Raw genomic sequence first — 25,965 nt, forward strand, 5'->3', positions numbered from 1 at the left:
GCGGCGACGACACGACACAAAAAGACGGCCCGCCGCAAGGCGGGCCGTCGTTTTTTCGCGGGCGGCCGGGTTTGGCCCCGGCAGGCGCCCCCGGGCCTACGGCGCGGGCACGGCCCCGGGCAGGGGCCGGGGCTCGCGGGCCTGCCAGGCCGCAAGCCAGGCCTGGAACTCCGCGTAGGGCAGCGGGCGGCTGAACAGGTAGCCTTGCAGGGTGTCGCAGCCCAGGCGGGCCAGCAGCTCGGCCTGCTCGGCAGTCTCCACGCCCTCGGCCACAGTGCGCATGCCCATGGTCCGGGCCATGGCGATGACCGTGGCCACGATGCTCGCGTCGGCCTCGTTGCGCGTCACGTCGCGCACGAAGGACTGGTCGATCTTCAGCGTGTCGATGGGGAAGCGCTTGAGGTAGGCCAGGGACGAATACCCCGTGCCGAAATCGTCGATGGACACCGCAAGGCCCATGGCCCGCAGCTCGTCCAGGGTCGAGGCCGTGCGCGTCACGTCGGTCATGATGGCCGTCTCGGTGATCTCGACCTCGAACCGGGCGGGCGCCAGGCCCGAGGCGTCCAGCGTCGCCCGCAGCAGGGGCACGAAATTGTGCTGCTGGAACTGGCGCGGCGAGACGTTGATGGACACCACCAGCCCCGCATCCGTCAGCCCCAGGCTCTGCATCTCGCGCATCTGCGCCGCCACGGAGAAATTGAACTGCTCGCCCAGGGGCACGATGAGCCCGGTCTCCTCGGCCAGGGGGATGAACTCCCCGGGGGACACCAGGCTTCCGCCCTCGCGCCGCCAGCGGATCAGCGCCTCCATGCCCGTGACCCGGCCCGTGCGCACGTCGATCTTGGGCTGGTAGAACGGCTCGAACTCGTGGCGCATCATGCCCCGGCGCATGTCGCCCTCCAGGCGGATGCGGCGGTTGACGCGCTCGTTCATCTGCGGAGTGTACAGGGAGTAGGTGTTCTTGCCCAGCTCCTTGGCCCGCGACATGGCCAGGTCGGCGCTCTTGAGCACCTCGTCGGCGTCGGTGCCGTCGTCGGGGAAATAGGCGATGCCGATGCTGGCCGACAGGAAGACCTCGTGCCCGCGCGCCCGGAAGGGCCGGTGCATGCGCTTGGCCACGCGCTCGGCCAGCTGGGCGGCCTCGCTCTCGTCGCGCACCGCGCCCAGCAGCAGGACGAACTCGTCGCTGCCCAGCCGGGCCAGGGTGTCGCCGCCCGAAACGAGGCGGCGCAGGCGCCGGGCCATTTCCACCAGGATCTCATCGCCCACGGCGTGGCCCAGGGCGTCGTTGACGTTGCGGAAATCGTCCAGGTCCACGAACAGCACGGCCACCCGGTGCCCGGCCCGGCTGGCCCGCGCGGCGGCCAGCTCCAGCCGCTCGCGCACGGCCAGGCGGTTGGGCAGCCCCGTGAGCGGGTCGTGGTTGGCCTGGTAGAGAATCTGGCTCTCCTTGTTCTTCATTTCCGTAATGTCGTGGAACACGGCGATGTAGCGCGCCTGGCCCTTGCCGGGAATGCTGCTGATGGACAACCACTCCGGGTAGACCTCGCCGCTCTTGCGGCGGTTCCATATCTCGCCCTCCCAGCGGCCCCGGCGCACCAGGGCCTGCCACATGGCGCGGTAGAATTCCCTGTCGTGGCGGTCCGAGCGCAGGATGCGCGGGTTCTGGCCCAGGGCCTCCTCGGGGCTGTAGCCGGTGATGGAGGTGAAGGCGGGGTTCACCGAGAGGATGGTGCCGTTGGCGTCGGTGATGGTGATGCCCTCCAGGGCGTTCTCGAACACCTTGCCGAACAGTTCGAGCTGCTCGCGGGCCCGGGCCGCCTCGGTCACGTCGCGCACGTTGGCCAGCACGAACTCCCCGTCCTCCAGGACGATGCCGCGCATGACCACCTCTACCGGGAACTCGCGCCCATCGTCCAGGCGCCGTCCGACCCAGGGGAAAGTCACCACCTCGCCGCGCATGGCCTGGCCCCAGTACCCGGGCAGCTCTTCCAGGGGGTTGTCGCGGCCCATGAAGCGCGTCACGTCGGCGCCCCGGGCCTGCTCGGGCGTGGCCCCGTACATGCGCAGCATCTCGGCGTTGACCTCGACGATGCGCCCGTCCAGGCCATGGACGAACACCGCCTCGCGGGTGTTTTCCAGCAGGGTGCGCAGGCTGCCCTTGGAGCGCAGGAGGTCGCGCACGGCGGCCTTGAGTTCGCCAGCGCGCTGGGCGACCTCGCCGCGCAGGGCCGCGTTGGCCTCGCGCAGGCGCTCCTCGGCCAGGGCCCGGGCGCTCACGTCCACCAGCAGCCCTTCCAGGCGCCCGGCGGCGCGGCGGCACACGGTATACAACGCGCGGCCCAGGCTGCCGTCGGCGCGGCGAAAGCCCAGCTCGCCCGTGCGGGCCAGGGCGCAGTCCGCCGACTCGGCCTGCCCCAGCCAATCGCGCACCAGCGCCTCGTCGCCCACGAACTCCGCCAGGGGGCGGCCCAGCACCTGCCCGGGCTCGGCGTAGCCGTGCATGGCCAGCCAGGCCGCGTTGGCCTCGGCCAGCCGCCCGGCCCCGTCGAGCACGAAGAGGGCGATGCCCGCGTGGCCCACCAGCTGGGTCAGGCTTTCCAGGTCGAGCAGGCAGGTCTGCCCCGCCTCGGGTGCTCCGTATCGCGTCACGCTGCGTTCCTTCCGACCCGGCCCGCCACCCGGGGGCGCCTGGGGTCGCCTGGGTCGATTGACAAATATGAAAAACATAAAAACGAAAGTGTACGGTTCTGTCGGCCATGGCCGCCAGGGTATCCCGCCCGCAGGGGCAATACCCAAATCTCCCCGTCAATACAACCTATCCGCCCGGGGCCGCATCCGCAAGGGGGGTCGGGGATGTGTCCCGTATTTCACATGGAGCCGCTAGGGAACCAGGTACAGGTCAACCGAAGCCTTGCCCCGGATGCCGGGAAGCGCCGTGGAACCACACCGGAAAATCTTGCGCCGGGCCCGGCCCAAAAATCCTTGTGCCCGAAGCCGTATCGCGGCAGTTGACAGCGCCGCGCCAGTGCGTACCCTGCCGCCCATGCGTATCCTCCTCCTCCCGGGCCGCGCCCTGGCCCTGCTGCTGCTGTCCACCCTGGCCCTGCTGCCCTGGCCGGGCTCCGCCGCCCCGGCCCGCGCCGGGGCCGACCTCCCTGCCCGCGCCGAGGCCCTGCTCGCGGCCATGAGCGTGCCCGAAAAGGTCGGCCAGACCCTGCTGGTCTTCTTCGAGGGCCCGGACCTCTCGCCCGGGCTGGCCACGATGATCGCCACGCACCACGTGGGCGGACTGCTGCTCTACGACAGCGCGGGCAACGTGCACGACATGGCCCAGGTCGCCCGGCTGACCACTGCGGCCCAGGCCCTGGCCCTGGCCGGGCCCCACCGCCTGGGGCTGTTCATGGCCGTGGACCAGGAGGGCGGCCCCGTGGCCCGCCTGCGTCGGGGGTTCGCCGCCACGCCGCCCAACATGGCCCTGGGCGCCACGGGCAGCGCGGACGCCGCCGCCCTGGCCGCGCGCGTCACCGCCCGCCAGCTCAAGGCCCTGGGCATCAACATGAACCTGGCCCCGGTGGTGGACGTGAACTCCAACCCCGCCAACCCCATCATCGGCGTGCGCGCCTACGGCGAGGACCCCGGGCTGGTCGCCCGCTTCGGGGCCGCCGCCGTGCGCGCCTACCGCGAGGAGGGCGTCATCGCCTGCGCCAAGCATTTCCCCGGCCACGGCGACACGGGCTTCGACTCCCACGTGCGCCTGCCCACGGTGCCGCACGCCCTGGAGCGCCTGCGCGCCGTGGAGCTTGTGCCCTTCGCGGCGGCCATCGGGGCCGGGGTCCCGGCGGTGATGACGGCCCATGTGGAGGTGCCCGCCGTGGAGCCCGAGCCGGGCCTGCCCGCCACCATGTCCGCCCGGGTGCTGGAGGGGCTTCTGCGCGGCGAGCTGGGCTTCGACGGGCTGGTGGTCAGCGATTCCCTGGGCATGGGCGCCATCGACGCCCGCTACGGCCCGGGCGAGGCCGCCGTGCGCGCCCTGCTGGCCGGGGCCGACCTGCTGTGCTTCGGCGCCGACAAGGGCCACAGCCCGGCGGAGCAGCCCGGGGTCGTGCGGCGCATGATCCAGGCCGTGGACAGCGGCGAAATCCCCATGGCCCGGCTGGACGAGGCCGTGCGGCGCATCCTGCTGGTGAAGCTGGCCTACGGCCTGGCCCAGCCCGACGGGCTGCCGCACGCCGACCCCGCCGCAGTGGACACCCCCGAGGACCGCGAGGCCGTGCGCCAGCTCGCCGAGGCGTCCATCACCCTGCTGCGCGACCGCGAGGCCGCCCTGCCCCTGGACCGGGACGCGCCGGGGCTGCTGCTCTGGCCCGGGGCAGGGCCGCAGGCCGCCGGGGCCTTCACCGCCCTGGCGCCCCGCTTCGCCGTGCTGCGCCCCGCCGAGAACCCCCAGGCCGCCGAGCGGGCCCAGGCGGTGGCCGCCGCGCGCGGCGCCGCCCAGGTGGTGGTGCTGACCCGCCGGGCGGACAGGAACCCCGGCCAGGCCGCCCTGGTCAACGAGCTGCTGGCGGCGGGCCTGGGGCCCCGGCTGGTGACGGCCTCGCTGGACGTGCCCTACGACGCGGCCCTGACCCCCGGCGCCCCGTGCCTGCTGGCGGCGTGGTCCGACGCTCCGGCCCAGGTCCTGGCGCTGGCCCGGGCGGTCTTCGGCCTGGCCCCGGCCCCCGGGCGCCTGCCCGTGACCATCCCCGGCCCTGCCGCCCCCTAGGAGACCGCTGGACATCCCTTTTCCCGGGGCGCGAAAAAATCCGGGACCACCGCGTGGCAAGGCAGACGCGCGGCTTGAATTTTTTGAGCACCGCAACAGCTCGCCATGTTGAGGCAGCCTGCCAGGGCGCGAAAATTCGGGCCGCCCTGTTGCTTCGCCCCTGCGGCGCTGCTATCGTGACCAAAGGCACCACAACCCCAAGGCAAAGGATTCCTCCCCATGAATGTCAAGGAAGACGCCAAGATCGTCCGCCCGTTCCTGGACGCCGTGAAGAACGTCATCAGCACCATGGCCATGATCGAGGTCACGCCGGGCAAGCCCTTCATGAAGAAGGACACCGTGGCCAGCGGCGACGTGACCGGCGTCATCGGCATCACCGGCGACCGCAACGGCACCATGTCCGTGACCTTCACCCGGGCCTGCATCCTGGCCGTGGTGGGCAACATGCTCGGCGAGCCGGTCACGGAGCTGAACCAGGACGTGCGCGACGCCGTGGGCGAGCTGACCAACATGATCTCCGGCCAGACCCGGCGCGGCCTGGAAATGCTCGGCATGCGCCTGGAGGCGGGCATCCCCTCGGTGGTCACCGGCGAGAACCACTCCATCTCGCACATCTCGCGCGAGCCCATCCTGGCCGTGCCCTTCAGCACGCCAAGCGGCGATTTCACCCTGGAGGTCTCGCTGGAAACCCCCAGGTAGCCTCTTTTCCTCCGGCGGTTGAAAGGCCCGCCCTTCCCGGGTATCATTCCGGCAAGGGTGGGCTTTTTTCGCGCCCGCGCGACCCTCAACCCCGGAGACGCCATGAAACCCATCGTCAAGTATTCCGCCCTGGCCGCCGGGCTGGCCGTGGCCCTGCTGGCCGTGGCCGCCATAATCCTGGTCAGCGTGGTGGACACCGGCTTCATCAAGGCCGAGGCCGCCAAGGCCGTGCGCGAACGCACCGGGCGCGAGCTGACCTTCGGCGGCGACATGCGCCTGTCGTTCTTCCCCTGGCTGGGCGTGGAGATGGACCGCGTGGCCCTGTCCAACGCCCCGGGCTTCGGCGAGGCGCCCATGGCCGAACTGGGCGAGGTGGACGTGAAGGTCCGGCTGCTGCCGCTGCTCTCCGGGCAGGTGCAGGTGGGCGATGTGCTCGTGCGGGGGCTGGTGCTGCGCTTGGCGCGCGATGCCTCGGGCCGGGCCAGCTTCGATGACATCCGCGAGCGTCTGGCGGCCCCGGAAGGCGCCGCCCCGGCCCAGCCCGCCGCCGAACCCCGGACCCCGGAAGGGCCGCCCGCCCTGGGCATCCTGGGGGCCCTGGAAGTGGGCGCCCTGCGCCTGGCCGACGCCACCCTGACCTGGGACGACCAGCAGTCCGGCGCGCGCTACGCCGTCACGGGCCTCGATCTGAGCACCGGCCCCCTGGCGCCCAGCCAGCCCCTGGACCTGACCCTCAAGGCCGCCCTCTCGGCCAGCGACCCGGCCCTGGACGCCACGCTGGACCTCAAGGGCCGCCTGGACCCGGGGCCGGATTTCGCCACCGTGGCCCTGCGCGGCCTGGCCCTGACCCTCGACGCCACGGGGCAGGCCGTGCCCGGCGGCGCGGCGCGCATCACCCTCGGCGGCGAGCTGCTGGCCGATCTGGCCGCCGACACCTTCGCCGCCCGGGGCCTGACCCTGACGGCCTACGGCCTCAAGGCTGCGGGCGAGGCCACCGTGGCCCACGCCAGCACCGCCCCGGCCCTGGACGCCGTGCTGACCCTGGACACCTTCAACCCCAAGGCCCTCATGGCCGCCCTGGGCCTCGACCCCGTGGCCACCGCCGACCCCGCCGCCCTGACCAGCGCGGCCCTGGCCGTGCGCGCCAAGGCCACGCGCGACACCCTGGCCCTGTCCGACCTGCGCCTGAACGTGGACGACACCAGCCTCAGCGGCCAGGCCGCGGTGAACGGCTTCACGCGCCCGGCCCTGCGCTTCACCCTGGCCGCCACGGCCCTGGACGCCGACCGCTACATGCCTCCGGCCCAGGCCCAGGGCGGCGGCAAGGACGCCCCCGGCGCCCCCGGCGCGGGCACGCCGGGCACTCCGGCGCCCGCCGGCCAGGACGGCTCCGGCCTGCCCAAGGAGCAGTTGCGCGCCCTGGACGTGAACGGCACCCTGGACGTGGCCGCCCTGACCGTGTCCAAGGTCCGCATGAACGACGTGCACCTGACCGTCACGGCCAAGGACGGCGTGCTGCGCGTCTCGCCGCTGTCCGCCGGGCTGTACGGCGGGCAGCTCAAGGCCGGGCTCACCGCCGACGTGCGCGGCCAGGAGCCCAGGACCAGCCTGGACCTCGGCCTGGCGGGCATGGCCCTGGGCGGGCTTTTGGCCGACCTCACCGGCCAGGACAAGGTCACCGGCACCACGGCCCTGGACCTGACCCTGGCCGCCACCGGGGAGCAGTGGAAGACCATGGTCCGCTCCCTGTCGGGCAAGGGCGCCCTGGCGCTCACCGACGGCGCCTTCAAGGGCTTCCAGATCATCCCCGAGGCCGTGCGCGCCCAGGCCGCCGCCAGCGACCCCCAGCGCCGTGTGGAAAAGGCCGAGCGCCAGCAGCGCTTCAAGGACATCAGCGCCACCTTCGCCATCGCCAAGGGCGTGCTGACCACGGGCGACACCGCCCTGAGCGCCGACAATTTGAAGGGCCTGGGCAAGGGCGCCGTGGACCTCGCGGCCGGAACCATCGACTACAAGGCCGTGGTGGACGTGACCGCCGTGCCGCGCATCCCCTTCACCGTGCGCGGGCCGCTCACCGACCCCTCCGTGTCCCTGGACAGCGCCGAGTTCGTCAAGGGCCTGGCCCAGGGCGTGCTCGGCCTGCCGGGCAAGGCGGGCCAGGGGGTGATCGACACGGGCAAGGGCGCCCTGGAAGGCCTGGGCTCGGGGCTGCGCAACCTGCTGGGCGGCAGCCGCAACGCCAAGGACGGCCAGGAGAACAGCCAGCCTTAGGCATTGCTTTTCACCCCCGGCTCTGCCACCCTGCTCCCGGACCGAGGCAGCCGGGAGCAGGGGGGACAGATGGCCTTTCGCGGATATCTCTACGTGCTTTGCGCAGCCGTGCTGTGGGGCGGCCTGGGCCCCGTGGCCAAATACGCCTTCTCCCTGGGCGTGCAGCCCCTGGAGGTCGCCTTCTGGCGCTGCGTCATCCCCTTCGCGCCCTTCGCCGTCCAGGCCCTGGCCCGGGGCGACAGCCTGCGCGTGGAGCCCGCCGACCGGCTGGCCATGGCCGGATTCGGGGTGGTCTGCATCGCCGCCTTCTACGGCGTGTACCAGCTGGCCATCCAGGAAGGCGGCGCGGCCCTGGCCTCGGTGCTGATGTACACGGCCCCGGCCTGGGTGGCCCTGGCGGCCTGGGGGCTACTGGGCGAGGGCATGAGCGCCGCCAAACTCGGCGCCGTGGCCGCCACCCTGGCAGGCGTGGCCTGCGTCAGCGGCGTGCTGGGCCCGGAGGCGGGCCAGGGCGTGAGCGCCACGCCCAAGGCCGTGCTCCTGGGTCTGCTCTCGGGCCTGACCTATGCCATGTATTACATTTTCGGCAAAGGCCGCCTGCGGCGCTACCCCACCCCGGTGCTCTTCCTGCACGCCCTGCCCCTGGGGGCGCTGTTGCTGCTGCCCTTCGTGGAATTCAGCCCCAAGGGCGCCGGAGCCTGGGCGGCCATCGTCGCCGTGAGCCTGCTCTCCACCTGGGGCGCCTATTCCGTGTACTACGCCGGGCTGCGCCGCCTGGAGGCCACGCGCGCCGCCGTGGTGGCGACCCTGGAGCCGGTGGTGGCTGCCGTGGTGGCCTATCTGTGGTGGGGCGAGCGCTTCACGGCAGCGGGCTGGCTCGGCGCCGGGCTGATCCTGGGCGCCGTGGTCCTGGTGGTCTGGGACGGGCGGCGCCTGCGCGCCGCCAGGGAGGCCGCGCCCGGCCATGCCTGACGCCGCGCGGTTCATCCAGCTCAAGGCCTCCGCCGGGGCGGGCAAGACCTACGCCCTGACCGGGCGCTTCCTGGAGCTGCTGGCCGGGTCCGACGCGGGCGACGACGCGCCCCCGGCCTGCGCCCGGGCCGCCGCCCCGCGCCACGGCTGGCCCGAAATCATGGCCGTGACCTTCACCAACAAGGCCGCCGCCGAGATGAAGGAGCGCGTGGTGGGCCGCCTCAAGGCCTGCGCCCTGGGCCGGGGCGGCGCCGACGACGCCCCCTGGAGCCGCGACGAGGCCGCCCTGTGGCTGGCGCGCATCCTGCGCCGCTACGACCAGCTCAACATCCGCACCATCGACAGCCTGCTGCACCTCGTCATGCGCCTGTTCGCCCTGGAGGCCGGGCTGGCGCCGGACTTCCAGGCCCTGTTCGGCCTGGAGGAGGTCTTCGACGACCTGCTGGACCCCGTGCTGGCCGCCGCCGAGGACCACGACGGCCCCGAACGCCGCCTGCTGGCCAGCGCCCTGGAAACCATGCTGCACCTGGAGGGCCGCCCGGGATTCCTGCTGGGCGGGCACTTCCGCGAACGCCTGGGCAAGGTGCTGGCCTGGCGCCTGAAGAACGACGCGCCCTGCGAAACCGACCCCCGGCGCATCCACGCCGCCCTCGCCGCCCTGCACGCCGACCTCGCCCGGGTCGCCCGGGCCGTGCAACCGCTGCTGGACGGGTTGCAGGCCAACGCCAATTTCGTCAAATTTCTCGACAAGTGCGCAGCCAGCACCCCCGGCGGCAAGCTGCCCTCCGACACCTTCGCCACCAAGGCCAGCGTGGACGACTGCCTGAACGCGGCCTCCCGGGGCCGGGGCAGCGCGGCCCTGGACGCGGCCTACGCCGCCCTGTGCGAGGCCTACGCGGCCTGCGCCAGCCAGGGGCCCGTCCTGCGCACCGCGCGCGACATGGCCGCCCTGGTGGCCCTGGCCGACCTGATGCTCGCGGTGCTGGACGGGCTGCAAGCCACGCGCAACGTGCTGCCCACCGCGCGCTGCGAGGCCATGGTCGCCACCATGCTCGCCGAATGCGGCGCGCCCGACGCCTTCTGCCGCCTGGGCACGCGCCTGCGCCACATGCTGGTGGACGAATTCCAGGACACCAGCCGCACCCAGTGGCGCGCGCTCTCGCCCCTGGCGGAGGAATGCCTGTCCAAGGGCGGCAGCGTGCTGCTGGTGGGCGACGTGAAGCAGGCCATCTACGGCTGGCGCGGGGGCGACGCGCGGCTGTTCGACGAGGTGCCCGCCCAGCCGGAGCTGGCGGCCATGGCGCCCCCCGTGCGGGCCAGCCTGCCCCACAACTGGCGCAGCCGCCCCGAGGTGGTGGCCTTCAACAACGCCTTCTTCACGCGGCTGGAAACGCCGGAAACGGCCCGGGCCGTGGCTGCGGCCATGCTCCAAAGCGGCCCGCCCCCCGCCGTGGACCTGCTGGCCCAGGCCATGACCGAGGCCTTTGCGGGCTGCGTCCAGACCCTGCCCCCGTCCCGCAAGCCCCCCGAAAACGCGGGCGGCTTCGTGCGCCTGACGCGCGTGGAGCCGCCGGACGGCAACAAGGACGCCCTGGCGGAGGCCGTGCGCGCGCACCTGCGCGAGCTGTTCGCGGAGCTGCGCACGCGCCGCGCCCCGGGCGAGGTGGCCGTGCTGGTGCGCGACAATACCGAGGCCGCCCTGGTGGCGGGCTGGCTGCTGGACTGGGGCCTGCCGGTGATCACCGAGAACAGCCTGGCCCTGGGCGCGCATCCGCTGGTGCGCCAGCTCGTGGCCTGGCTGCGCTTCCTGGACTACCCCCTGGACGACCTGGCCCTGTGGGAATTCGTCAGCGGCGAGGAGATCTTCCTGCCCTGCGCGGGGCTCACGCGGACCGGGCTGACAGACTGGCTGGCCGGACAGGACCACGGCGGGCTCTACCAGCGCCTGCGCGAAGCCTGGCCGGACGTGGCCGAACGCTTCCTGGCCCGCTGCGTGCGCAAGGCCGGGTTCATGACGCCCTACGACGCCGTGAGCGAGGCCGTGCGCGACCTGCGCGTGCTGGAGCGCCACCCGGACGGCGCGCCCTACGTGCGCCGCTTCATGGAGATCGTGCACCAGGCCGAACGCGAGGGCCACCAGTCCCTGGCGGCGTTCCTGGACTTCTGGGACGCCGGAGCCTCGGGCGAGAAGGTGCCCCTGCCCGAGTCCGTGGACGCCGTGCGCATCATGACCATCCATCAGGCCAAGGGCCTGGAATTCCCGGTGGTCGTGGTGCCCTTCCACCACTGGCGCTTCGAGCCCGGCGGCGAGCCCACGCCTGTGGACTGCCAGGGCCTGCGCCTGCTGGCGCCCCTGCGCCGCGAGATGGGCCCCGCCTACCACGAGCACGCCGCGCGGACCCTGCTGGAACAGCTCGACCTGCTCTATGTGGCCTGGACGCGCGCCGAAGAGGAGCTGTACTGCCTGCTCACGGCCACCACGCACTACCGCAGCCAGCGGCCCCTGGTGCGCGCCCTGGAGCTGCTGACGGCGGAGTATCCCTGGGACCCGGGGCCGGATGGCTGGCCGACCTGCACCTTCGGCGCGGCCCCGGCGGCCCCGGCAGGAGCGGCCCCCGCGCCGCCCGAGGCCGACGCCCCCGCGCCCCCGGCCTGCGCCCCGGCGCCCGAGGCCGACCCCGAGCCGCCCATGGCCTGGCTGCCGCGCCTGAAGATCCACCGCCATTTCAGCCACGACGTGCCGCGCGAGGCGCTCTTCGGCGGCGGCCCGGTGTTCGACGCCCGGGCCCGGGGCACCCTGGTCCACGACGCCCTGGACCGCCTGCGCCGCCCCGGCGGGCTGGACCCCGAACGCGCCGCCCGCGCCGCCGTGGCCGTGCACACCGACCTGCTGCCCCCGGGCGAGGCCGCGCGCGAGGCCGTGGCCGCCGAGGTCCGGGGCATCCTGGACTGGGTGCTCGGGCTGCCGGAGTTCCCGGGCTGGGCCGAGCGCGGGCACCCCGAATGCCCCATCCTGACCCCCGAGGGCACCGAGCGCCGCCCGGACCTGCTGGTCACCGACGCCCACGAGACCGTGGTGGTGGAATACAAGACCGGCCAGCCCAGCCCGGACCACGAGCGCCAGGTGCGCGACTACATGGCCCTGCTGGCGGCCATGGACGGCGCGGCGCGCGTTGCGCCCGCCATGCGCGCCGTGATCCTCTACCTGGACCTCAAGACCGTGCGCGAGGTGCGGCCATGAACGATTCTTCCGGCGCCCGTCCCGTGCGCTACGTGGTCAGCGCCTGCCTGGCGGGCATCCACAGCCGCTACAACGGCGAGCGCAAGGCCGTGAACGCCGTGCTGGACCTCATCCGCCAGGGCGTGGCCCTGCCCGTGTGCCCCGAGCAGCTGGGCGGCCTGCCCACCCCGCGCCCGCCGTGCGAGATCGTACCCGGGGCGCCGGGCTGCCCCGCGCGGGTGGTCAACCGCCTGGGGGTGGACCAGAGCGCCGAATTCCACTGCGGCGCCCAGGAGGCCCTGCGCCTGGCCCAGCTCTTCGGCGCCACCCGCGCCGTGCTCAAGGCCGGTTCGCCCTCCTGCGGCAGCGGGCAGGTCTACGACGGCACCTTCAGCGGACGGCGCGTGCCCGGCGACGGCGTGCTGGCCGCCGTCCTCAAGGCCGCAGGCATCGAGGTGCTGGACGAAAACGACCTGGCACGCGAACTCGGGGCGGGCCCGCCATGAAGCCCATCCTGGTGGCGGACTGGCGCGCGGACTGCATCGCCGCCCTGGCCGACCTGCTCCTGGGCCCGAACGGCCCCGGCGGGGCGGACCTGCGGCGCTGTCTCGTGGTCTTCCCCCACCGCCGCCCGGCGCGGCACCTGATGCACCATCTGGCCACCCGCGCCGACGTGCCCAAGCCGCTGTTTCTGCCGCGCATGACGGCGGTGGACCAGTGGCTGCCCGCCCTGGCCCGCGAGCTGGACCCCGCGCCCCTGCGCACGGCGGGCCTGCTGGACCGCGTGGGCCTTTTGCGCGAGGCCGTGGCCGCCCTGCCCCGCCCCGGCCCCCTGCGCGCGCTGGCCGCCGCGCCCGAGCGCTTCTTCCCCTGGGGCCGCCACCTGGCCGGGCTGATGGAAGAACTGCTGCGCCACGGCGCCACGCCCCAGGACCTGCACCACCTCCAGGGCGAGGTCCACGACACCGCCGCCGCCCTGCTCGAACGCCTGCGGGCCATCCACGACGGCTACCTGCGCGCCCTGGACGCCCGGGGCTGGACCACCCCGGGGCTGGACGCCGCCCGCGTGGCGCGCCGGGCGGACGAGCTGCCCGCCCTGCTGGCCGGGTGGCAGGTCTTCCTGGTCGGCTTCCACGCGCCCACAGGCACGGAAATGGCCGTGCTGCGCGCCCTGGCCGAGGCCGAAACGGCCCAGGTGGTCTGGCACTCCGACCCGGCCCTGGCCCGGAACCCCGCCCGCGCCCACTGGGCCTGCCGCGAGCACGCCCGCTGGCTGGCCGACTGGCACGCCCGGGCCGAACCCCTGGGCCCCGCGGCCCAGGACACCGCGCCCGCAGTGCGCTTCCACGAAGGCTTCGACCTGCATTCGCAGCTGGGCGCCCTGCGCGCCGTGCTGGCCGACCCCGGCGCCCGGCAGGGCCACGGCGACACCGCCGTGATCCTGCCCGACACCGGCGCGCTGATGCCCGTGTTGCATCACCTGCCCGTGAAGGACGTGAACATCTCCATGGGCTACCCCCTGGCGCGCTCCAGCCTGCTGCGGCTGGTGGAAACCGTGCTGCGGCTCCAGGAGACCTCGCCCGGCCCAGGGCGCTACGCCTGGCGCGAGGTGGTGGCGCTGATCCGCCACCCCTATGTGAAGATGCTCGAACCCCGGCCCGGGCTGCCCCTGCGCGGGCTGCTGCGCGAGATGGAGCGGGCCATCCGCCGGGGCGGCACCGTGTTCGCGCCCCTGGACTGGGCCCCCGACCCGGCGGCCCTGCCCGAAGGCACCCTGCCCCCGGAGGCGGACCCGGAGCAGGCCCTGGCCCTGCTGCGCGAGGCCCTGGAGGCCTGCCTCACGGCCTTCGAGGGCCTGGGCAGCCTGGAGGCCCTGGGCCGGGCCCTGCTGGGGCTGGCCCGGGCCCTGGTGCCCGAGGGCGGCGAGCAGACCTGGCACCGCTTCCCCGTGGACGCCGAATGCCTCTACCGCCTGACCGCCGTGGTCGTGCCCGCACTCACGGACAGCCATATCAGCCGCGACCCCGCCGGGCAGGGCGTGCTGTTCTCCATCCTGCGCCAGATGCTGGCCGCCGAGCGCGTGCCCTTCGAGGCCGAGCCGCTGACCGGGCTCCAGGTGCTGGGCATGCTCGAATCGCGCCTGCTGCGCTTCGCGCGGGTCTGCGTGCTGGACGCCACCGAAGAGCACCTGCCCGGCTCCCCGGCCCACGACCCGCTGCTGCCCGACCCGCTGCGCGCCCTGCTGGGCCTGCCCGACGCCCGCCAGCGCGCCCAGGTGGCGGCGCACAACTTCCACCGCCTGGTGGCCGGGGCCCGCGAGGTGCACCTGTTCTACCACACCGGCGTCTCCGGCAGCGGGCCCCTGGGCGGGCGCAGCGTGCGCAGCCGCTTCGTGGAACAACTGCTGTGGGAAGAGGAAAAACGCCTGGGCCGCATCGTCCGGGGCAACGACGGCGGGCCCCTGGACACCCTGGCCCTGCCCGTGCGGCCCCTGCCCCGGCCCACCCCGGGGCTGGCCAAGACCCCGGCCATCCACGCCCGCCTGCAACGCCTGCTCACCACCCGCGCCCTGTCGCCCAGCCTGCTGGACGACTACCTCGCCTGCCCGCTGCGCTTCTTCCACAAGCGCCTGACGCCCCTGCGCGAGCCCGACACCGTCAGCGAGGACGGCGACCACCGCGAGCTGGGCACCCTGGTCCACGCCGTGCTCAAGGATTTCCTGGCCCCGCTGCGCGAGCGACGCACGAACCTCGCGGCCCTGGACCCGGCCCCCCTGCTGGACGAGTTCTCCGCCCGCCTGGAGGCCGCGCCCTTCTTCCGCCAGATGCCCTACGACCTGCGCCTGGGCCTGCGGGCCGTGGGCCGCGAACGGCTGCGCCGCTTCCTGGCCAGCTCGCCCGAGACCACCGTTGTGCTGCTGGAACACCCGGTGCAGGCCGCCCTGGCCGTGGACGCACTGGACGTGCGCCTGGAAGGCACGCTGGACCGCGTGGACCGCCGCCCGGGCGGCGACGTGGTGCTGGACTACAAGACCGGGGCCCTGGCCCCCCCGCCGCTGTCGGCCTGGCGCGACGAGGCGCTGTGGGAGCGCGTGGAGGCCTGGGAGCCCGGGCGCGACCCCGGGCTGCTGGCCGACCTGCACGCGGCCCTGCGCGGCGTGCAGCTGCCGCTCTACGGCTGGCTCTACTGGCAGACCACCGACATCCTGCCCGCCAACGCGGCCTGGGTGGAGCTGCGCGACAGCGGCGCGGAAAAGCCCCTGTTCGGCGAGCGCATGGTGCCCCACGAGCGCGAAACGGCCCTGACCGAGCTGACGCCCCTGGCCGTGCGCCTGCTGGTGCGCCACATGCGCGAGGACGAGCGCTTCGAGGCCGCCCCGGGGCCGCACTGTGCGTGGTGCCCCTTCGGCTTCTCCTGCCCCCTGCCCGGCCCCCGGCCCCGGGCCCGGGGCTGACGGAGCCCGGCGCACCCTCCCCCGCAACGCGCCGCGCCGCCTCAGGCCGGGGCGGGCACGGGCTCGGGCCACCCCCGGCCCTTGCGCAGGGCCAGATGGCGCAGGCACAGCCGCGCCCGGGTCCGGTCGCGGCAATACGGCCCCCGGGGGGCGGCGCAGGCGCCCAGGAAAGGACAGGCCGCGCGCACGGCACCGCCAGGCCCATGCGGTCGCAGGACAGTCAGCGTCATGGCCGCAGCCTAGGCCCGGCGGATGGCAGCCCCGTGGCAGGCCGGGAACGTTTGCGCGCACGGCGGACGGACGCGGCCCCAGCCGCCACAAGGCCCGCGCCCCGCCGGAAAACATGGCCACCCGGGCAAAGCGGCCCTGGCATCGCGGACCCAGGGCCCAAGCCCCACAGGGGAACGCTCGTGCGCCCGGGCAGGCGGCCCCGGCGTCGCGGCCCCAGAGCCGGAACCCCGCCACGGGGGCACGCGCGCGCCCGGCAGGGGCAGCCCTGGCCGGGCTCGCAACGTCGGCCAGGATGCTGCGGGGGGAGCTGCGCGCACCCTGCGGGCTGCCCCGTGGCCGCCGGGGCGCATCCCGCGGGCGGGCGACAGGCGACGCCCCTTATCCTGGTCCACGGACTCCGCGCACGTGCATCCCGCAGGCGGGCGGCAGGCGGAGCGGGCCGCCCCCGGGACGCCCCCTCGCAGGACAGAAATCCCCCGCCGACGCCCATTGCGCGTATACCGTTTTTGGGCTATGTTCACACGCAGCAGTTCGCAATGCCGCGCCTGTATCCCATACATGATACATCCGGGCGACACCATGGAACGGCTGGTCGGCGGGAAACGGGGCGCGGCCCCTCGCGGCGGCGCAGCGGATGCGGGGAGAAGGATGAAGCTGTACAAGACCTACAGCGGCGGAAATTTTCCAAAGACCTATCTCGTCATGGAACGGGACGAACAGCCCGAAAAAATCGTCCCCTTCAACATTCTATACATCTTCGGAACCCTGAAGCTCATCAAGGGCGCGCTGATGCCCTCGCACCTGCCCTTCTCCAAGGGCGGCCAGCGGCGCATCGCCGAGGTCGTGGACGAAGCGGGCTACTGCTTCTACAAATGGCCCGGCAAGATCCTCGGCATGGAACTCGGCGACATCCTCGAAGTGGACGACGACACCCCCAAGGACTGACCACAGCCCGCCCGGCAGGGCGGCGCTGTCCGGCGGGGGAAGGGGGGACGCTTGCCCCTGTGCGCGCCCCGCCAGCCCCTGCAGCATCCGACGCCCTGCCGCCTCCTGTTTGTACTGCGTGTCGGCCCTGCCCATTCTGCTATCACCTCGCGCCCTCGCGGGGACAGTGCCCCTTGGTCGAGGCAAGGAGCAGGGCTTTGGGCTGGGTGCCGGAATGCGGTGCCTCTTGCTCGGCATGGAACAAACGATCCCTCCACGAACGGCGCATCGGCCTGATCCAGTCCGACGCCAAGTTCATTGACGAGCGAGAGGATATTGGCGAATATTTCTGGCCTGTCCGTGGGTGAGGCGTTGAGCAACGCCGCTATCCGTCCGGCCAGGAGCGTTCACGCCGGAGAAGAAGGCGCGCGGGGTCGCAGATATCGCAGCCTGGCACGGATTGCTGCGGATGCATCGCAAGCGTTTGTCGATGAAGTGTAATGTCGCAGCATCTTCGACGGAGAAGCCTTAAGCGGCTTGGTGACCACGCCGGGTCTTGGACTGGAACGGGCGTACCCAGAAAACACTAGTGCTGGTAGATGATATGACGACATCACAGCCCAAACTCGCTTCGGGACGTGAGATTGCGTTGTCCGCGCATAACGAGGGGATATAATGGGAAAGATTCTGCCAGCGCAGCAAGGTTCGCGAGCCCCCGTCTTCGCAGAAGGGGCACAGTGGATACGCGCAGACTTCCATCTGCACACCCGCGCAGACCGCGAGTTCAAGTACACAGGCGATGACGACCATTACAACAGCAACTACGTGACAGCACTGAAAGATGCGCAAATCCAGTTAGGCGTAATTACAAATCACAACAAATTCAATTTAGAAGAATTCAAGGCTCTCCGGAAAACAGCGCTAAAGCAGGGCATAGCACTGTTGCCTGGCGTAGAGCTATCCGTGAGTGACAATGGCATCCATACCTTGATTGTGTTTTCCAACGATTGGCTCGCCGATGGCCATGACTACATAAATCCTTTTCTAACCAGCGCATTCGAAGGTAAAACGCCTGCGCAATACGAGCAGGAAAATGGCCGCACCTCCTGGTCGCTCCTGGAGACAATCAAGAAGCTGGAAGGCTATTGCCGCGATTTTTTCTTCGTCTTTGCCCATGTGGAAGCCAGCAGCGGGCTCTGGACCGAGTTGGATGGCGGTAGCTTGATCGAGATGGGGCAAAACGAGTTCTTCCGCCGCAGAACTCTAGGCTTTCAGAAGGTGCGCACCCACGATGGCTCAGGCAAGGACAAGCCCTGCCGAACCAAAGTTAAAGGCTGGCTGCAAGATTGGTATCCAGCCGAGCTTGAAGGCAGCGACCCTAAGGGCATCGAACAGATCGGCCAGGGAAATCAATGCTATCTCAAGCTTGGCGAATTGTCCTTCGAAGCGGCCAAGTTCGCTTTGACTGATCACGCCTCGCGTGTCGCTCAGGCTCCCCCAAAGCACAACGCTTCGCATATTCGCAGCATCCACTTCGACGGCGGTATCCTCGACGGGCAGACGCTGCATTTCTCCCCTGAACTCAATACACTCATCGGCATTCGTGGTAGCGGCAAGTCTTCTATCCTGGAGGCGGTGCGCTACGCCCTCGACATCCCGCGGGGCGAGAAGGCGCAGGACACCAAATACAAAGACGAACTGATCCGGCACACACTGGGGAGTGGTGGCAAAGTCACACTTACTGCTTGTGATGTATATGGCCAGGAGTTCACGGTTTCCAGGATTTTCCGTGAAGCCCCGAATGTCTATCTGGACGGCAAATTACAGCCTGGCGTGTCGATCCGGGAAACCGTTCTGCGCCGCCCGATTTACTTCGGACAGAAAGACCTTTCCAGCACGGGAGAAGGATTCGAAACCGATCTGGTTGAAAAGCTGGTCGGTGAAAAGCTTCGCGTTCTGCGCGAAGGGATCGAAATCCAACGTCAGCGAGTGAGAGATGCCACCAACCGTTGGCTCAAGTTAAGCACAACCGCCGAGCAAAAACGCGACTACAAAGCGCAGCTCGACGATGCAAACTTTCGCCTGAAGAAGTTCGAAGAATATGGCGTTGCGGACAAACTCCAGAAACGTGTGGGCTTTCAGCAGGATGCCGCTGCGCTCCAACGCCTGCGCGCACTGGCGGAAAACTTCATCCTCGCCCTGAACAGTTTGATCGCCGAACACGAGGACGAATTGCGTAATGCGTCAAGCTATGTTTCACGGCAGAATCCAGAGTTTTTCGCGGCTTACTACGCTGAATTTGCTCATCTCTCCCGCCACGTGGAGCAGCTCAAGCAAATCGAACAGGATGCGCGGAGTATTGCCAGCCGCCTCGACGCCAAACAGGGCGATTTTGAGGGGGCTAGCAAGAATCTCCAGGAAGAGTTTGCGCAAGTAGAACGGCAACTGGCCCACGAGTTGAAACAAACCGGCATGATGGCCATCCAGCCGGACGACTTTCTTGCACAGCAACAGCGCAAGACTAAAGCGGAACAGATGCTTGCGGCGTTGACCAAGCAGGAGTCCCAGCAGGCTTCCATCCGTGATGCGCTGATTTCGGAAATCGACAAGCTCAATGAGCTTTGGTTGGACGAATTCAATACCATCAAGGCAGAGCTTGATCGTGTAAATGCCAGTCAAACGGCCCTACAGATTGAGGCTGAATTCAAGGGAGACAGAGACGCCGCCGTGGGCTTCATGCAACAACTTTTTCGCGGCAGCAATATCCGAGAAACGACACTGCGTGCTGTCATGGAGAACTACTCCGATTTTGGCGGTCTCTTTCGCGCACTCCCGGAGGCCAAAACCAAGGCTGGCAGTTCTCCAGAGGTCTTCGAAAAGACCTTCATGCAGAACCTTGGTGAATTCGTCATATGGCAGGTCCCCAACCGCTTCGTGATCCGCTATCGCGGCAAGGAACTGAGGCACCACTCACTCGGGCAGCGTGCTTCTGCTTTGCTGCTGTATGTCCTCAGCCAACGGCTAAACGATGTTATCATTATCGACCAGCCGGAGGACGATCTGGATAACCAGACGATCTACGACGACGTCATCAAGCTGATCCGCGAGCTGAAGCCCCATACCCAGTTCATCTTCGCCACGCACAACGCCAATTTCCCTGTGCTGGGCGATGCCGAGCAGGTGCATGCCTGTCGGTACCAAGACGAAAAAGTCACCACCCTTAGCGGCAGCATCGATGCACGCCAGGTGCAAGATGCTATTATCAACATTATGGAAGGAGGCCAAGAAGCCTTCAACCGTCGCAAAGAGGTTTACAATCTATGGAAACAGCAGAGTTAATCGACATCCTTAGCCGGGGCGAGGACAGCGGCCATCAGTTTAAATTGAATATAAATAATGCAGGTGGATTGGCGGCAGAGATCGTTGCTTTCAGCAACGCAGTCGGCGGGCGCATCTTCATCGGCGTAAACGACGATGGTTCGGTGCATGGCCTCTCCAACGCCGATGTTGGCCGCCTCAACCAACTCATCGCCAATGCGGCTTCACAAAACGTTCACCCTGCAGTGAATCCTTTGACTGAAAACGTACCCCACCCCTCTGGCACAGTGCTGGTGGTCACCATTCCCGAGGGCATCAACAAGCCCTACATGGACAAGGACGGAGTGATCTGGGTAAAAAATGGCGCCGATAAACGCCGAGCCACGTCGCGTGAGGAAATCCAGCGTCTATTCCAGCAGGTCGGCCTGGTTCATGCCGATGAAACCCCGGCGTCGAGGCTGGGGGCTGGCGATGTGGACATGCCCTACTTCGAGACGTTCTTTCAAGAGCAATTTGGCGAATCCCTTGCCCAGCACAGCCTGCCGTTGCCCCAATTGCTGAGCAACATGAACCTAATGAACCAGGGGCAACTCAATGTCGCGGGCGCGCTGTTGTTTGCCAAGGCACCGCATTACGCACTGCCCGCCTTCATCGTCAAGGCGGTGGCGTTTTACGGAACGGAGATTGAGGACGAGGATTACATCGATAGCCGGGATATCACTGGAAAACTTGCAGATATGTTTCAGCAAACCATGGGATTCATCAGCGCCAACACCCGCGCACTGCAAGAGGATCGAGGCATCAATTCCGTGGGTCGCCCCGAAGTGCCCCGCATCGTATGGGAAGAGCTGGTCGCCAATGCGCTTATCCATCGCGATTACTTTATCAGCGCCCCGGTGCGGGTGCTGGTGTTCACGGATCGTGTCGAGATCGTTAGCCCTGGTCATCTCCCCAACAATTTGACAATCGAAAACATCAAAGCTGGCAACTCCAACATCCGCAATCCCATCCTCGCCTCCTTCGCCGCAAAGCTTCTGCCCTATCGCGGGTTGGGCAGCGGCCTGCTGCGTGCCTTGCGAGCCTGGCCCGCAATTGAGTTCATCGACGACCGCACGGGCAATTTCTTTAAGGTCATAGTGACGCGGCCCGCCGTGACGCCAGCAACGAGGGCGGTCGACTTGGATGAGGAGCACACGGAATAAGCGGGAAAAGGAAGCCGTCACTGGTTCCACCGCTGTGCTCCACAGCGTCTCTACTCGGAGCAGACCCATAACAGGAGAATTTACAGGCGCAGCGCCCCGCCCCGGCGCAGCCCCGGCGGGCGCTACGCGCCCTTGCCGCCCGGGCCTTTGCCGCCTTTCACGCGGGCTTTGGGGTGGGCCTTGTCGTAGGCGCGCACGAGCTTGTCCACGCTCAGGTGGGTGTAGCGCTGGGTGGTGGTCAGGCGGGCGTGGCCGAGCAACTCCTGGACGCTGCGCAGGTCGGCGCCGGATTCCAGCAGGTGGGTGGCGAAGCTGTGGCGCAGCATGTGCGGATGGACGCCCTGGGGCAGCCCGGCCAGGGCGGCGAGCTTGTCGAGGATGCGGCAGGCCTGGCGGCGCTGCATGCGCGCCCCGCGCACGCCGAGGAACAGCGCCTTTTCGGCCAGGCTGGCGGTGAATTCGCCGCGCACGCGCAGGTACTGGGCCAGGCGCTGGCGCCCGGCTTCGGAGAGCGGGGCCAGGCGCTCCTTGGAGCCCTTGCCCATGACGCGCACGATGCCCGAGCCGGGGTCGAAGTCGTCCACATCGAGATTCAGGGCCTCGCTGATGCGCAGCCCCGAGCCGTAGAGCAGTTCGGCCAGGGCCAGGTCGCGCAGGCTTTCGGGGTCAGCTCCGGCCTCGGCCTCCATGAGGGCCAGGGCCTGGTCCACGTTGAGGGCGCGGGGGTGGCGGGCGTCCTGCTTGGGGTTGCGCACCCCGGCGGTGGGGTCTGCCGTCACCAGCCCGGCCCGGGCGAGGTATTTGAAGAACGAGCGCAGGGTGGAGAGCTTGCGGGCCACGGAGGCCTTGCTCGTGCCCGCGCGGTGCAGTTCGGCCATGAAGCCGCGCACGTGGTCGCGGGTCAGGGCGGCGGGGTCGTGCAGCCCGGCGCCGCGCGCGGCGAGGAAGTGCTCGAACTGTTCCAGGTCGCGGCCATAGGCCTCGACGGTGGCGGGGCTGTAGCCTTTTTCCACGTCCAGGTGGCCCAGGAAGGCCAGGGCCAGGTCGGGCAGGGCCGGTTCAGGCCCGGCGGCGGTCCAGGACATAGTTGCTCCCGGCTTTGGCCTTGGCGCGTTTCTTGAGGTCCGAGGCGATGGAGGAGGCCTCGCCGTAGTGGGCGAGCTTGGCGTCGTGGTTGACGACCACGGCGATGGATACGGCCATGAGCGGGAAGGTGCAGGGCGTGCCCGCGCGGTCGCAGGAGGCGATGGCGCCCCGGGCACGGTCGTCGGCGTCGTAGAAGCCGGGCACGATGGCGTCGAAGGCGGCGATGAAGCGCTCGCACACGGCCTGGGCCACAGCGCCGGGCACGACGAACACGAAATCGTCGCCGCCCACATGGCCCACGAAGGCCCCGGCCCCGGCCACCTCGCGCACGGTGTTGACCAGCAGGCGCGCGGCCATGCGCAGCACCTCGTCGCCGCGCGCGAAGCCGTACTTGTCGTTGAAGGCCTTGAAGTGGTCGAGGTCGGCGTAGCCCAGGGCGAAGTGTTCGCGGGCCAGGATGCGCGCCTGCACGGCCTGCATGATGCTGGTGTTGCCGGGCAGCAGGGTCAGGGGGTTGGTGTCCTGGGTGCGCCGGGCGCGCTGCATGGTCAGGGCGATGCGCGCAGCGGTCTCCACGGGGTCCAGGGGCAGCAGCAGGAGCCCGGGCCCGGCGCCGGGCAGGGGCAGCCCGGGCTGGCGCAGCAGGAAGTCGTCGGCCTGCACGCTGGCCCAGTCCAGGCCGTGGTCCAGGGCGTCGGTGTCCAGGATGAGGATGACCGGGGTGCGGCGGTAGACGTTTTCGCCTTTGACCATGGCCACCAGGCGCCGTCCGTCCAGGGCGCCCGCGCCCGTGGCGTCCGCGCTGCCCAGGCCGTCCACCAGCAGAAGGTCCGGCGGGGCGGTGAGCAGCCGCTCCACGGCGGCCCGGGGCGCGTCGAACCAGTGCCAACGGGCCTCGAAGGGCAGGTCCAGGCCTTCGAGCAGGTCGCGCAGCTCGGGGTCGGGGCTGACCAGGAAGACCTGGAACTCCTCGGGCGCGGGCGGCGCGGGCGGGGCGGGCGGCTGCGGGGTCCGGCCTGCGCTCACGACGCGCCGCCGAAGTTGAACCCGGCCACGTCCACGAGGCGGTCTTCCAGGTCCTGCACGCAGGCCAGCAGAGCGCGCCCGTCGAGGCCCAGGAGCTTGAGGGCGCCCTTTTCCAGCCGGGGCACGCCCTGGTCGCCGCCGTCGCCGAACTCCAGCAGGCGCACGCAGAAGTCGGCCACATGGGCCACGCTGGCGTATTGCGGATAGAAGCGGGCCAGCAGCGGCTTGTGGTGGTGCGACAAGGCGTCCTTGATGTTCACGGGCAGGTTCCAGTGCCCGGCCAGCCAGGCGCCGATCATGTCGTGGGAGAAGCCCAGCACCCGGCGCTCGGCCTCGAAATAGGTCACGTCCTCCTGGCGGACCAGGGCGTCCAGCTCGTCCTTGAGGCCCTGCATCTGCACGGCGGCCACGACCTTGCCCAGGTCGTGCAGCAGCCCGGCCACGGCGAACTCTTCGGGGTCCTTGAACCCGGCGCGCTCGGCGATGGTGCGCGCCGCCGTGGCCGCGCCCACGCTGTGCTCCCACATCCCGGCCATGGACTGGTTCATCACGTCGAAGACCGAGGTGGAGATGATCACGCCGCGGATGACGTTGAAGCCCAGCAGCACCAGGGCGTGCTGGATGGAGGAGATGCGCCCGGGAAAGCCGTAGATGGGCGAGTTGACCATCTTGAGGATCTTGGCCGAAAGCACCTGGTCCATGCTGATGACCTTGGCGATCTGGTCGGTGGACGATTCGGGGTCTTCCACCAGCCGGGAGACCTGGTCGAGGACGGGCGGCAGGGTCGGCAGATCCTTGACGGCCAGGATCTGGCCCTTGCGTTGGGTGCGCAGGTCTTCGGCCATGCTAGCGGCCCTCCGGGGCCGGGGCGGCGCCCGGGCCCTCGCGCAGGGCGGCGTCGCGGGCCTCGCGGGCCTGGCGCTCGGCCTCGGCCCGGGCTTCGCTGGCCTGGCGTTCGGCCTCGGCCTGGGCGGCGGCCTTCATGGTGAAGTAGCCCTTGAAGACCTTCTTGAGCTGCATCATCCAGGGGTCGTCGCCGTGGCGGCGGAAGAGGTGGTCCATGCGCGCGGCGCGGGCGGCGTGGCTGGTGCCCCCGGCCAGGCCTTCCAGGTCCACGGGGTGGCCCTGGACCACGATGCTGTCCACGCCCATGCCCGGCAGACGCGACACGGCGGCCTCGGACAGCTCCGTGCCCTCGGCCAGCAGGACCATGCCCCCCTCGCGGAGCACGGATTTGGCCAGGACCATGCCCGGCCTGGCGAGTTTTACGGGGATGCGCTGCATGGGAAACGGGCCTCCTGGGGTGGGCCGAGTGTACTGGATTTGCCATCGCATTCCAAGGGCGGAGATGGCGCGCCCCGGGCGGCGGGGGGAAAATACCACCCGGGCGGCGGGCTGTCGCGTTGGGAATTGCAAAGTCCGGGCCGCGTGCAGTGGGGCAGGACATGCCTGCCGTCGCGTCAAGCCAGGCTGTATTGCATCCCCGGCCATTGGCGGACCTGCCCGTCCACTTCGAGCAGCAGCAGCACCCGCGAGAGGCGGGCGGCGTCCCAGCCCAGCTCGCGGCCCAGGGCGTCGATGTGCAGCCGCCTGTCTCCGGCCAGGGCCAGGAGCACGGCCCGCTGGTCCGGGTCCTCCGGCAGGGCGGGCGCGGAAACGGGAGGCACGGCAGCGCCGGAGGGCGGCAACGGAGCCGGGGCCGGAGGGCGCGGGCCCGCCCCGCGCGCGGGGGGCGCCGGGGCGGGGCGGCGCGGCGCGGGGGGCGCCGGGGCGGCGCGGCGCGGCGCGGGCCGGGGCGCGGCGCCGTCGCCGGGCCGGGCGGCGGAGGCGCCCAGGTCCAGGGCCATCTGGCGCGCGCGGCCCGGGGGCGCGGGCGGCGGGAGGTCGCGCCGCTCCAGGGCCAGGCGCAGGCGCGGGGCGAGGTCGGCCAGGATGGCCTCGGCCCCGGCCACGGGCAGGGCGCCCTCCTCGGCCAGGGCCCGGCAGCCCTCGAAGGCGCAGTCGCACTCGGGCCCGGGGAAAACGTAGACCTCGCGGCCCTGCTCCAGGGCCAGCCGGGCCGTGATGCGCGAGCCGCTGCGCGCGGCGGCCTGGGCCACCACCACCCCCAGGGACAGGCCGCTGACGATACGGTTGCGCACCGGGAAATTGCCCGCCTCGGGGCCCGTGCCCGGGGCGAATTCCGTGACCACGAGGCCCTGCTCGCCCAGGCGCTTGAACACGTCCACGTTGCGCGAGGGGTAGACGCGGTCCAGGCCCGTACCCAGCACGGCCACGGACGAGCCCGGCCCCGTGAGCCCGGCCAGGTGCGCCTCGCGGTCGATGCCCCAGGCCATGCCCGAGACCACCGTGATCCCGGCGGCGGAGAGCCCGCGCCCGATGCGCGAGGCCGCGAGCATCCCCTCGGGCGCGTACTTGCGCGAGCCGACGATGGCCACCGCCGGGCCGCGCAGCAGGCCCAGGTCGCCCCGGCAGTAGAGCACAAGCGGCGGGTCGGGAATCATGCGCAGCAGCGGCGGGTACTGCGGGTCGGCCCACAGCACGGTCTCGGCACCCAGGGCCAGGGCGCGGTCCAGTTCGCGGGCGGCCCCGGTCTCCCAGGCGCGGGAGAGGAAGGGCCCCGAGGCGTCGGCGCGCACAAGGCCCAGGCGGCGCCAGGCGCGGGCGTCAGCCACGGCCTCGCACGCGCTGCCGTAATGCTCCAGCAGCGCCCGCCAGGTATGCGGGCCGATGCCCGGGCTGTGGCGCAGCGCCAGGCTGGCCCGCAATTCCGAAAGCCGGTCCTCGTGCATGTCGG

At 70.6% G+C, this 25,965-nt stretch carries 17 protein-coding genes; 10 read left to right on the plus strand and 7 right to left on the minus strand.

Going from position 1 to position 25,965, the window contains the following annotated elements; translation table 11 throughout:
- Positions 1-96: 96 nt before the first annotated feature.
- Entirely contained in the window at positions 97-2,652 is a 2,556-nt protein-coding gene (locus G495_RS18160; RefSeq protein ID WP_051445172.1) for a sensor domain-containing protein, read from the minus strand.
- Positions 2,653-3,046: 394 nt separating this feature from the next.
- Between G495_RS18160 and G495_RS0107405 the strand changes: the two genes are divergently transcribed.
- From G495_RS0107405 to G495_RS22795, 7 genes are all read left to right on the plus strand, one after another.
- A complete protein-coding gene (locus G495_RS0107405) occupies positions 3,047-4,765 on the plus strand; it encodes a glycoside hydrolase family 3 protein (protein WP_035251363.1) in 1,719 nt (572 codons plus the stop codon).
- Positions 4,766-4,984: 219 nt separating this feature from the next.
- Positions 4,985-5,464 (plus strand): chemotaxis protein CheX, encoded by a 480-nt coding sequence (locus G495_RS0107410; protein ID WP_028587286.1) that lies wholly within the window; start codon positions 4,985-4,987, stop codon positions 5,462-5,464.
- A gap of 102 nt (positions 5,465-5,566) precedes the next feature.
- A complete protein-coding gene (locus G495_RS0107415; protein ID WP_028587287.1) occupies positions 5,567-7,735 on the plus strand; it encodes an AsmA family protein in 2,169 nt (722 codons plus the stop codon).
- 69 nt (positions 7,736-7,804) lie between these two features.
- A complete protein-coding gene (locus G495_RS0107420) occupies positions 7,805-8,707 on the plus strand; it encodes a DMT family transporter (protein ID WP_028587288.1) in 903 nt (300 codons plus the stop codon).
- Positions 8,700-11,948 (plus strand): UvrD-helicase domain-containing protein, encoded by a 3,249-nt coding sequence (locus tag G495_RS0107425; RefSeq protein ID WP_028587289.1) that lies wholly within the window; start codon positions 8,700-8,702, stop codon positions 11,946-11,948. Before G495_RS0107420 ends, G495_RS0107425 begins: the two co-directional genes overlap by 8 nt.
- Positions 11,945-12,433, plus strand: a complete 489-nt coding sequence (locus G495_RS0107430; RefSeq protein ID WP_156939626.1) for a 2-thiouracil desulfurase family protein — start codon at positions 11,945-11,947, stop codon at positions 12,431-12,433. Before G495_RS0107425 ends, G495_RS0107430 begins: the two co-directional genes overlap by 4 nt.
- Positions 12,430-15,381, plus strand: a complete 2,952-nt coding sequence (locus G495_RS22795) for a PD-(D/E)XK nuclease family protein (protein WP_035251317.1) — start codon at positions 12,430-12,432, stop codon at positions 15,379-15,381. The genes G495_RS0107430 and G495_RS22795 overlap by 4 nt, the downstream gene beginning before the upstream one ends.
- Positions 15,382-15,422: 41 nt before the next feature.
- Here G495_RS22795 and G495_RS21675 read toward each other — a convergent pair whose 3' ends face one another.
- A complete protein-coding gene (locus G495_RS21675; protein ID WP_169734367.1) occupies positions 15,423-15,611 on the minus strand; it encodes a hypothetical protein in 189 nt (62 codons plus the stop codon).
- A gap of 649 nt (positions 15,612-16,260) precedes the next feature.
- Between G495_RS21675 and G495_RS0107440 the strand changes: the two genes are divergently transcribed.
- From G495_RS0107440 to G495_RS0107465, 3 genes are all read left to right on the plus strand, one after another.
- A complete protein-coding gene (locus G495_RS0107440; protein ID WP_028587291.1) occupies positions 16,261-16,557 on the plus strand; it encodes a hypothetical protein in 297 nt (98 codons plus the stop codon).
- Positions 16,558-17,211: 654 nt separating this feature from the next.
- On the plus strand, positions 17,212-19,875 hold the full coding sequence (locus tag G495_RS18170) for a TrlF family AAA-like ATPase (protein WP_156939628.1): 2,664 nt from the start codon (positions 17,212-17,214) through the stop codon (positions 19,873-19,875).
- On the plus strand, positions 19,857-21,056 hold the full coding sequence (locus G495_RS0107465; protein ID WP_028587296.1) for an RNA-binding domain-containing protein: 1,200 nt from the start codon (positions 19,857-19,859) through the stop codon (positions 21,054-21,056). Before G495_RS18170 ends, G495_RS0107465 begins: the two co-directional genes overlap by 19 nt.
- 122 nt (positions 21,057-21,178) lie before the next feature.
- Here the strand turns inward: G495_RS0107465 and G495_RS0107470 are convergent, their stop codons facing one another.
- The 5 genes from G495_RS0107470 to dprA all read right to left on the minus strand — a co-directional run bounded on the left by G495_RS0107470 (position 21,179) and on the right by dprA (position 25,960).
- Positions 21,179-22,141: a tyrosine recombinase XerC gene (locus G495_RS0107470; RefSeq protein ID WP_028587297.1), complete on the minus strand. Its 963-nt coding sequence runs from the start codon at positions 22,139-22,141 to the stop codon at positions 21,179-21,181.
- A complete protein-coding gene (locus tag G495_RS18175) occupies positions 22,116-23,168 on the minus strand; it encodes a GGDEF domain-containing protein (protein ID WP_084457998.1) in 1,053 nt (350 codons plus the stop codon). Before G495_RS18175 ends, G495_RS0107470 begins: the two co-directional genes overlap by 26 nt.
- Complete coding sequence (locus G495_RS0107480) at positions 23,165-24,013, minus strand: HDOD domain-containing protein (RefSeq protein ID WP_028587298.1); 849 nt, start codon at positions 24,011-24,013, stop codon at positions 23,165-23,167. Before G495_RS0107480 ends, G495_RS18175 begins: the two co-directional genes overlap by 4 nt.
- A 1-nt stretch (position 24,014) precedes the next feature.
- The gene (locus G495_RS0107485) at positions 24,015-24,452 is read right to left on the minus strand and encodes a hypothetical protein (RefSeq protein WP_028587299.1); all 438 of its coding nucleotides are present in this window, start codon (positions 24,450-24,452) and stop codon (positions 24,015-24,017) included.
- Between the two features lie 176 nt (positions 24,453-24,628).
- Positions 24,629-25,960 (minus strand): DNA-processing protein DprA, encoded by a 1,332-nt coding sequence (gene dprA / locus G495_RS22800; RefSeq protein WP_028587300.1) that lies wholly within the window; start codon positions 25,958-25,960, stop codon positions 24,629-24,631.
- Positions 25,961-25,965 lie beyond the last annotated feature (5 nt).

Origin of the sequence: Desulfocurvus vexinensis DSM 17965 (genome assembly GCF_000519125.1) — a bacterium.
Taxonomy (GTDB): domain Bacteria; phylum Desulfobacterota; class Desulfovibrionia; order Desulfovibrionales; family Desulfovibrionaceae; genus Desulfocurvus; species Desulfocurvus vexinensis.

Excerpts from the sequence above, each read along its gene's own strand:
- G495_RS0107430 (WP_156939626.1), top strand. The coding sequence starts at position 11,945 with ATGAACGATTCTTCCGGCGCCCGTCCCGTGCGCTACGTGGTCAGCGCC.
- G495_RS18170 (WP_156939628.1), top strand. The coding sequence starts at position 17,212 with ATGGGAAAGATTCTGCCAGCGCAGCAAGGTTCGCGAGCCCCCGTCTTC.
- G495_RS0107480 (WP_028587298.1), bottom strand. The coding sequence starts at position 24,013 with ATGGCCGAAGACCTGCGCACCCAACGCAAGGGCCAGATCCTGGCCGTC.
- dprA (WP_028587300.1), bottom strand. The coding sequence starts at position 25,960 with ATGCACGAGGACCGGCTTTCGGAATTGCGGGCCAGCCTGGCGCTGCGC.
- G495_RS0107415 (WP_028587287.1), top strand. The coding sequence starts at position 5,567 with ATGAAACCCATCGTCAAGTATTCCGCCCTGGCCGCCGGGCTGGCCGTG.
- G495_RS0107485 (WP_028587299.1), bottom strand. The coding sequence starts at position 24,452 with ATGCAGCGCATCCCCGTAAAACTCGCCAGGCCGGGCATGGTCCTGGCC.
- G495_RS0107440 (WP_028587291.1), top strand. The coding sequence starts at position 16,261 with ATGAAGCTGTACAAGACCTACAGCGGCGGAAATTTTCCAAAGACCTAT.
- G495_RS0107470 (WP_028587297.1), bottom strand. The coding sequence starts at position 22,141 with ATGTCCTGGACCGCCGCCGGGCCTGAACCGGCCCTGCCCGACCTGGCC.
- G495_RS0107425 (WP_028587289.1), top strand. The coding sequence starts at position 8,700 with ATGCCTGACGCCGCGCGGTTCATCCAGCTCAAGGCCTCCGCCGGGGCG.
- G495_RS0107420 (WP_028587288.1), top strand. The coding sequence starts at position 7,805 with ATGGCCTTTCGCGGATATCTCTACGTGCTTTGCGCAGCCGTGCTGTGG.
- G495_RS21675 (WP_169734367.1), bottom strand. The coding sequence starts at position 15,611 with ATGACGCTGACTGTCCTGCGACCGCATGGGCCTGGCGGTGCCGTGCGC.
- G495_RS0107405 (WP_035251363.1), top strand. The coding sequence starts at position 3,047 with ATGCGTATCCTCCTCCTCCCGGGCCGCGCCCTGGCCCTGCTGCTGCTG.
- G495_RS0107465 (WP_028587296.1), top strand. The coding sequence starts at position 19,857 with ATGGAAACAGCAGAGTTAATCGACATCCTTAGCCGGGGCGAGGACAGC.
- G495_RS0107410 (WP_028587286.1), top strand. The coding sequence starts at position 4,985 with ATGAATGTCAAGGAAGACGCCAAGATCGTCCGCCCGTTCCTGGACGCC.
- G495_RS22795 (WP_035251317.1), top strand. The coding sequence starts at position 12,430 with ATGAAGCCCATCCTGGTGGCGGACTGGCGCGCGGACTGCATCGCCGCC.